We start from the raw sequence: 6,742 nt of genomic DNA on the forward strand, positions 1-6,742 counted from the left end.
GGGGGGGGGGGGCGGGGCGGGGGGGGGCCCCGGGGGGGGGCCCCCCCCCCCCCCCCCCGGCCCCCCCGGCGGTGCGTCAGAGGCGCTCGGGGACGGGGTTGCCGACCTCTTCGATGGCGCGGCGCACCGGGACCTTCGCCAGTACGGCGAAGCCGATCACGAAGAAGACCAGCAGCGAGATGATGGCCAGCCGGTAGCTGCCGGTGACCTGGTAGGCGAGGCCGAAGACCAGCGGGCCCATCCAGCTGGTGCCGCGGTCGCTGACCTTGTAGACGCTGAAGTACTCGGCCTCGCGTCCGGCCGGGATCATGTGCGAGAACAGCGAGCGGGACAGTGCCTGGCTGCCGCCGAGCACGAGGCCGATCATGCACGCGAGGGCGTAGAACCACGCGGGCTGGTGGGCCGGCATGAAGTAGCCGAGGGCGAGGGTGATCACCCAGCCGACCAGCGAGCCGAGCACGGTCTTCTTGGCGCCGTACCGGCGGGCGATCCGGCCGAGCAGGAGCGCGCCGCCGATCGCGACGATCTGGACCATCAGGACGGCGGCGACCAGCGAGGTCTGGTCCATGCCCAGCTCCTCGCTGCCGTAGAGCGAGGCCTGCGAGACGACGGTCTGGATGCCGTCGTTGTAGCAGAGGAACGCGCCCAGGAAGAGCAGGGTCTTCGGGTAGCGGCGCATGCCGCGCAGGGTGTTGGCGAGCTCGCGCAGGCTGCCGGCGGTGGGCTTGCCGTCGGCCGCGGCGCCGGTGCGGGCGGGGGCGACACCGGCCCGGGAGGGCAGCCGGAACAGCGGGACGAGGGTGAACAGCGCCCACCAGAGCCCGGCCGAGGCCAGGCAGATCCGCACGGCCGTGCCGGAGGAGAGGCCGAGCGCGTCGGCGTTCTCGAACAGCGCCAGGTTGGCGACCAGCAGGAGGCCGCCGCCCGCGTAGCCGTACGCCCAGCCCTTGGACGAGACGGCGTCGCGCTCGTCGGGCTTGGCGAGGCCCGGCAGGTAGGCGTAGGAGAGGGCGACCGACACCGCGTACGCGATGTTGGCGACCACCAGGAGTCCGCCGCCGAGGAGGTAGCGGTCGCCGTCGAGGAAGAACATGCCCATGGTGGCGAGCGCGCCCACGTAGGCGAAGCCGCACATGAGCTCCTTGTGCCGCCCGGTGCGGTCGGCGACGGTGCCGGCCAGCAGCATCGCCGCGACCGATATCAGCACCGAGAAGGAGACCGTGTACGGGAAGAAGGAGCCCGCGCGGATGGCGAGTCCCAACGGGTGGACGTCACCGTTGGCGTCGGCGGCCTTGTTGGCGATCGTCGTCAGGTACGGACCCAGGAAGACCGTCAGGACGGTCGCCGAGAACGCGGCGTTGGCCCAGTCGTTGATGTACCAGCCGAAGCGCGTGCGGTTCAGCGCACGGCTGTCGGTGGCCGTCGCCGGGGTGTCCGGCGCCGGGTGGTCCGGCAGGTCGGTCGCGGTGTTCATGGGTTCCAATCACCGTGCTCGGGCCGCGCCGCCGTCCATCCAGCAGCCGCGTTCGCTGAGGACGTCCCGCAGGACGTCTATGCGATCCGCCATGATGCCATCCACACCCAGGTCGAGTAGAGCCCTGATCCGTGTGGGATCGTCCACAGTCCAGACGTGAACGTGCAGGCCGAGGCGGTGCGCGGCCCGGACGAAGGCCCGGTCGACGACCCGGACGCCGCGGTGCCGCTCGGGCACCTGGGCGCAGATCCCGGCGTACGGTGCCCCGCGGCCGGGCAGCAGCGGGCCGGGCAGCAGTGATTCGGCCAGCGAGCGCAGCCGCAGCCGGGCGACCTCGCGCGGGCCGAGCGAGGTGGCCAGTCGCGGGCCGGCGGCGGCGCGGACGGCGGCGAGGCGGGAGTCGGAGAAGCCGCCGACGCAGACGCGGTCCCACGCGTCGGTGCGGCGGACCGCCTCGACCAGCGGCGCGATGGCCGGGGCGGCCTTGACGTCGATGTTGAAGCGGGCGTCGGGGAACGCGTCGAGCAGCTCCTCCAGCAGCGGGATCGGCTCGGTGCCGCCGATCCTGGCCTGTCGCACGGCGCTCCAGGGCTGGTCGGCGACGGCGCCGGTGCGGTCGGTGACGCGGTCGAGCCGGCTGTCGTGGAAGGCGACCAGGACGCCGTCGGAGGTCGCGTGGACGTCCGTCTCCAGGTAGCGGTAGCCGAGCGCGACGGCGGCCTCGAACGCGGCGAGCGAGTTCTCCGGGCGGCCGAGGTCGCCGCCGCGGTGGGCGAAGGCGAGGGGTCCTCGCTGGTCGAGGAAGGGGTGCAACTCGGCCTCCGGTGTCGTTCTGGTGCGCGCGCGTTACAGTATTACGCATCCTGTCAAGCAGTAATGGGGGCTCAGGCCCTCGGCCCGGCGGGTGCGAACGCCGCAGGGGCCGTCCCGACGGCGGTCGGGACGGCCCCTGCGGGGGTGCGTCGCCCGGGCGCTCACGGCCCGGGCGGTGGGGACTCAGTCGTCCAGGACCATCGCCTCGGCGCAGGCGGCGATGGTGAGGATGAGGGCGTCGTCCTGGCCGGGGACGATCTTGACCGAGTAGTGCTCGCTCAGCAGCGACCACTCGCGGGAGATGTGCGCGATCTCCTGCTCGCCGTAGGTGATGGCGTACTGGTGGTCGGTGATGTTGCCGGTGACGTGGATCTCCGCGCCGTTCTCGAAGGTCACCGTGAACTTGTAGACCAGCGGCGAGAAGAGCGCCTTCTTCACCGTCGCGATGGTCTGCTCGCCGCGCTTGATGTAGCGGATGTCGCGCAGCGTCATGATCTTCTCGGAGATCCGGTAGAGCTCGTTGCCCTCGGAGTCCTGCATCGCGATCGCGCCGCTGAAGCTGAACATCTTCTCGTCGACCTGGAAGGCGCGCTCGCCGCCACGCTTGATCCAGAAGTCGTGGGTGGGCGAGAAGAACTTCTCGTCGATGTCGTAGACGACGCCCTCGGGCACCGGCTGGTGGCCGTTCATGAGCTTCTGCCCGAGGTCCATCAGGAAGTTGTCGTGGTGCTCGCCCTGGCCCTGGCGCTGCTCGTCACCGAACAGCTCCTGCGCGATGCCGAGCAGGCCGCCGAACTCGTTGCTCATGTGTGTTTCGTCCCCATCTGATGGTGCGTTGGCGGGCACGATCCTAGGGACGGGAAACGGGCGCGGGACAGCTTTCCGGGCCTCTGTTGCACAATCCGCACAGAACGTGCGAACGGCTGTGGCGGAGGAGAAATCCCTGGTCGGAGGGGGTGTGTGCGAACGGCCCTTGGTGCGGCGTCAGACGGCGGGGAGGTCCGCGGGACGGGCCTGCGGGAGCGTCTCCGGGAGGGTCGGCAGCTCGGCGGCGCTGGCGAGGACGCGGGCGTGCGGGTGGCCGGCGAAGGCGGCGCGCGGGAGCTCGCCGGTGAGGACCCCGACGACGACCCCGGCCCCGGCGTTGGTGCCCGCCTCGACGTCGACGATGGTGTCGCCGGCGGCCAGGACGCGGCGGGTGTCGATGACGCCGGTCTTCTCCATCGCCCGGTGGATCATGTGCGGGGCCGGGCGGCCGCGCGGGACCTCGTCCGAGGTGACGACGGCGTCCAGGTTGCCGCCCTCGCCGGCGGACCAGCCGAGCGACTCCAGCAGCGGGTAGGCCACGTCGGCGCTGAAGCCGGTGGTCAGGGCGACCTTGATGCCGCGGCGGCGCAGCTCGGCCAGCGCCTCCTCGACGCCCTCGATGGCCTGCGGCGGCGTGGCCCGGTAGGCCTCGCGCAGGAACGCGGCGAAGGCCTCGTAGCCCTCCTCGACGAGTTCCGGCGTGGGGGTGCCGCCGCCGAGGCGGACCAGGGCGGCGATGGCCTCGCGCTTGTCGGTGCCCATCCACGTCTGCAGGTCCTCGTCGGAGACCGGCACGCCGGTGCGCTCGACGGCGGTGCGCAGCGCCCGGTACACGGCGCCCGACTCGTTGACGGTGGTGCCGGCCATGTCCAGAGCGGCGAGCTCGATCACGGTGAATCAGTCCTCTTCGGTGCGGTAGCGGCCGATGGTGGTGCGGCCTTCGACGGTGTTCTCGATGGTGAAGGTGGCCATGGCGGGGAGGTAGCGGTCGTCGGCGTCCTCCAGCGGCTCGCCCCGGCTCGACGTGGTCAGCCGGCGCACGCGCAGCAGCGGGTCGCCGATGCCGATGTCCAGGTGCTCGGCGTCCTCGGGGGAGGCCGCGACGGCGTCGATGGTGTGCCGGGCGTGGTGCAGGTCGACCTCGCGGCGCAGCAACTCCTCGTAGATGGAGCCGGTGTCCGGGTCGAAGTCGAACAGGGCGCGGCCGACCTCGTGGACGAAGGTCGAGCGTTCCAGCATGGCCGGGACGCCGTCCAGCAGCCGCAGCCGGACGAGCTCGACGACCGGCGCGCCCTCGGCGATGCCGAGCCGGGCCGCCGAGTCGGGGGAGGCCCGGCGGCGGGCCACCTCGATCGTCGTCTGCCCGGGCTCGCGGCCGATGCCGCGGGCCCACTGGGTGAACGACAGGAAGGTGGCGAACGGCTGGGAGGGGGCCGCGCGTCGGGCGACCGGCGGTTTGCCGCGGCCGCCGACCAGGCTGCCCTCGCGGCGCAGCAGCGCCAGGGCCTGGCGCACCGGGCCCCGGGAGGTGCCGAACTCGGCGCACAGCTGCGACTCGCTGGGCACTGGGCGGCCCTCGGGCCACTCGCCGGAGTCGATGCGGCGCTGGAACTCGACGCCGAGCCGCTGGTGCAGCGGGACGTCCTCGGGAGCCCGGTCCAGCGGACGGTCACTTGTCTTCACAAGACGACTATGACACTTCCGGGCGTGGCTTCTCAAGGCCGTTCCACCTGGCGGTTTCCCTGGGCGGCCCGGTGTTCCCGGTGATCGTCGAGCAGGTGAACAGAGGGTAACTTGTACAGACATCTCTTGACGTAGGCGCCGGCGAACCCGGAACCTGGGGCCATGAGCAGCACTGCACCCGCCACCGCCCCCGCCGTCACCCGCTCGCCCGCGCCCGGGCGCAGCGACCTCGTGATCGTCGGCGCCGGCATCGTCGGCCTCGCCCACGCCTTCGAGGCGCTCGCCAACGGGCTCTCCGTCACCGTCGTCGAGCGCGACCGGCAGCCCGTCGGCGCTTCGGTCCGCAACTTCGGCCACTGCTGCATCAGCGCCCAGGAGGGCGACCTGCTCGGTCTCGCCCGGCGCTCCCGGGCCGGCTGGCTGCGCGCCGCGCAGGCCGCCGGGTTCTGGGCCGCCGAGGCCGGCGCCCTCGTGGTCGCCCGCTCGGCCACCGAGGCGGCCGTGCTGGAGGAACTGCACGCCGAGCGCGGCGGCCGGGGCGTCGTGCTGCGCACCGCCGCCGAGACGGCGCAGGCGCTCGGGCGGGCGTCCGGCGCGGCCGGGGACCTCGTGGGCGGCGCGTTCCTGCCCGACGACCTGCGGGTCAACCCGCGCGAGGCGACGCCCGCGCTCGCCCGCTGGATCGAGCGGCAGCCCGGCGCCCGCATCCTGTGGGGCACCGCCGTCACCGGCGTCGAGTCCGGCACGGTGCACACCACGCGCGGCCCCGTCCACGGCGAGCGGATCCTGGTGTGCGTCGGCCACGACGTGGACTACCTGTTCCCCGACCTCGCCGAGGAGCACGAGGTCCGGCGCTGCCGGCTGACGATGGCGCGGGCCGTCGCCCCGGAGGGGTTCCGCACCGACTCGGCGGTGCTGACCGCCACCTCGATGCTGCGTTACGACGCGTTCACCGCCCAGCCGTCCGCGGCCCGGCTGCGCGAGGAGGTCGTCGGCCACAGCCCGGAGCTGCTGGGGATCGGCGCCAACGTGATGTTCACGCGGCTGCCCGACGGCTCGGTGCTCGTCGGCGACTCGCACCACTACGACGCCACCACGCCGCCGTTCATCGACGAGCACACCTTCGAGCTGCTGACCGGCGCGGTCGCCGGCGTCCTCGGGGTCGAGCGGCTGCGGGTCCTGGAGCGCTGGCAGGGCGTCTACGCCAGCAGCGACCGCGGCCCGCTGCTGGTGCGCGACCTCGCGTCGGGTGTGCGGGTGCTGTCCGTCACCTCGGGCATCGGCATGACGCTCTCCTTCGGCCTCGCCGCCGCGACCTTCGACGGCACGCTCGCCGCCACGGGCTGACGCGGGGCCCGCGCCGCAGGACTTGTCAGGACAGGTCCTGCGGCGCTTTTTTGGTGTTGCCCGGTCATGGTGCCGTCCGATCCCTGGTGCGGCCCGGGGACCGGCGTCACAATGCGGGCATGCGGAGATGGTTCGCGGTCGTGATGGCCGAACTGGCGGGGCTGGCCGCGGTGGTGGCGTGCGGCGGGCCGGGTGCGGCACCGGCGCCGCCCCCGGCCGAACTGCCGACGACGCCGCCCGGCGGCGTCTTTCAGGACTGTGTCCTGAGTATCACGCCCTGGCTCCAGATGGCCGTCGACGGGGGCAAGGACCTGGGCGACTACCAGGAGATGGGGCTGTCCAACGCCCAGGGCAGCGCGCTCCGGGAGCTCCAGCGGCAGGCGGCCGCGCTGCGGGCGCAGGGGCCGCTGCCGTCCGGCTGGGTGGCGACGGAGGTCCGGCGGGCCTGCGAGTCGATCGTCGCGGCCAGGGCCACCGAGACGTCGCGGCCGCCCGGCTGGCCGTGACGCGCGCGGGTGCGGGGGCCCGCGGGGGGGGCCCCCCCCCGGGGCCGGAGGGTTCCCGGTCGGCGTCCCCCGGTGTGTTCGTGGGGGGGGCCGCGGCGCCCGCGGGCGGGGT

7 protein-coding genes are annotated in these 6,742 nt (G+C 73.3%); 2 read left to right on the top strand and 5 right to left on the bottom strand.

Features of this window, described 5'->3' with window-relative positions; genetic code table 11:
• Nucleotides 1–76 precede the first annotated feature (76 nt).
• The 5 genes from ACFV4G_RS33335 to ACFV4G_RS33355 all read right to left on the bottom strand — a co-directional run bounded on the left by ACFV4G_RS33335 (nucleotide 77) and on the right by ACFV4G_RS33355 (nucleotide 4,777).
• Nucleotides 77–1,474, bottom strand: coding sequence for an MFS transporter (locus tag ACFV4G_RS33335; protein ID WP_380445918.1), 1,398 nt, complete (start codon nucleotides 1,472–1,474; stop codon nucleotides 77–79).
• A 9-nt stretch (nucleotides 1,475–1,483) separates the two neighbouring features.
• Nucleotides 1,484–2,287, bottom strand: a complete 804-nt coding sequence (locus ACFV4G_RS33340; RefSeq protein ID WP_380445919.1) for a glycerophosphodiester phosphodiesterase — start codon at nucleotides 2,285–2,287, stop codon at nucleotides 1,484–1,486.
• Between the two features lie 183 nt (nucleotides 2,288–2,470).
• Nucleotides 2,471–3,094, bottom strand: a complete 624-nt coding sequence (locus tag ACFV4G_RS33345; protein WP_380445920.1) for an LURP-one-related/scramblase family protein — start codon at nucleotides 3,092–3,094, stop codon at nucleotides 2,471–2,473.
• Between the two features lie 177 nt (nucleotides 3,095–3,271).
• The gene (locus tag ACFV4G_RS33350) at nucleotides 3,272–3,985 is read right to left on the bottom strand and encodes a phosphonatase-like hydrolase (RefSeq protein ID WP_380445921.1); all 714 of its coding nucleotides are present in this window, start codon (nucleotides 3,983–3,985) and stop codon (nucleotides 3,272–3,274) included.
• A gap of 6 nt (nucleotides 3,986–3,991) precedes the next feature.
• Nucleotides 3,992–4,777 carry a GntR family transcriptional regulator gene (locus ACFV4G_RS33355; protein WP_380445922.1) on the bottom strand — a complete coding sequence of 262 codons (786 nt, stop codon included), beginning with the start codon at nucleotides 4,775–4,777 and terminating at the stop codon, nucleotides 3,992–3,994.
• A gap of 162 nt (nucleotides 4,778–4,939) precedes the next feature.
• Here ACFV4G_RS33355 and ACFV4G_RS33360 point away from each other — a divergent pair, with 162 nt between their 5' ends.
• Together ACFV4G_RS33360 and ACFV4G_RS33365 are read left to right on the top strand one after the other, a co-directional pair.
• Nucleotides 4,940–6,124 (top strand): TIGR03364 family FAD-dependent oxidoreductase, encoded by a 1,185-nt coding sequence (locus ACFV4G_RS33360; RefSeq protein WP_380445923.1) that lies wholly within the window; start codon nucleotides 4,940–4,942, stop codon nucleotides 6,122–6,124.
• 119 nt (nucleotides 6,125–6,243) lie between these two features.
• Nucleotides 6,244–6,630, top strand: coding sequence for a hypothetical protein (locus tag ACFV4G_RS33365; protein WP_380445924.1), 387 nt, complete (start codon nucleotides 6,244–6,246; stop codon nucleotides 6,628–6,630).
• Nucleotides 6,631–6,742 lie beyond the last annotated feature (112 nt).

It is taken from the genome of Kitasatospora sp. NPDC059747 (assembly GCF_042732955.1).
Lineage (GTDB): Bacteria > Actinomycetota > Actinomycetes > Streptomycetales > Streptomycetaceae > Kitasatospora.

Coding starts and splice junctions, on each gene's coding strand:
- ACFV4G_RS33365 (WP_380445924.1), top strand. CDS start 6,244: ATGCGGAGATGGTTCGCGGTCGTGATGGCCGAACTGGCGGGGCTGGCC.
- ACFV4G_RS33360 (WP_380445923.1), top strand. CDS start 4,940: ATGAGCAGCACTGCACCCGCCACCGCCCCCGCCGTCACCCGCTCGCCC.
- ACFV4G_RS33345 (WP_380445920.1), bottom strand. CDS start 3,094: ATGAGCAACGAGTTCGGCGGCCTGCTCGGCATCGCGCAGGAGCTGTTC.
- ACFV4G_RS33335 (WP_380445918.1), bottom strand. CDS start 1,474: ATGAACACCGCGACCGACCTGCCGGACCACCCGGCGCCGGACACCCCG.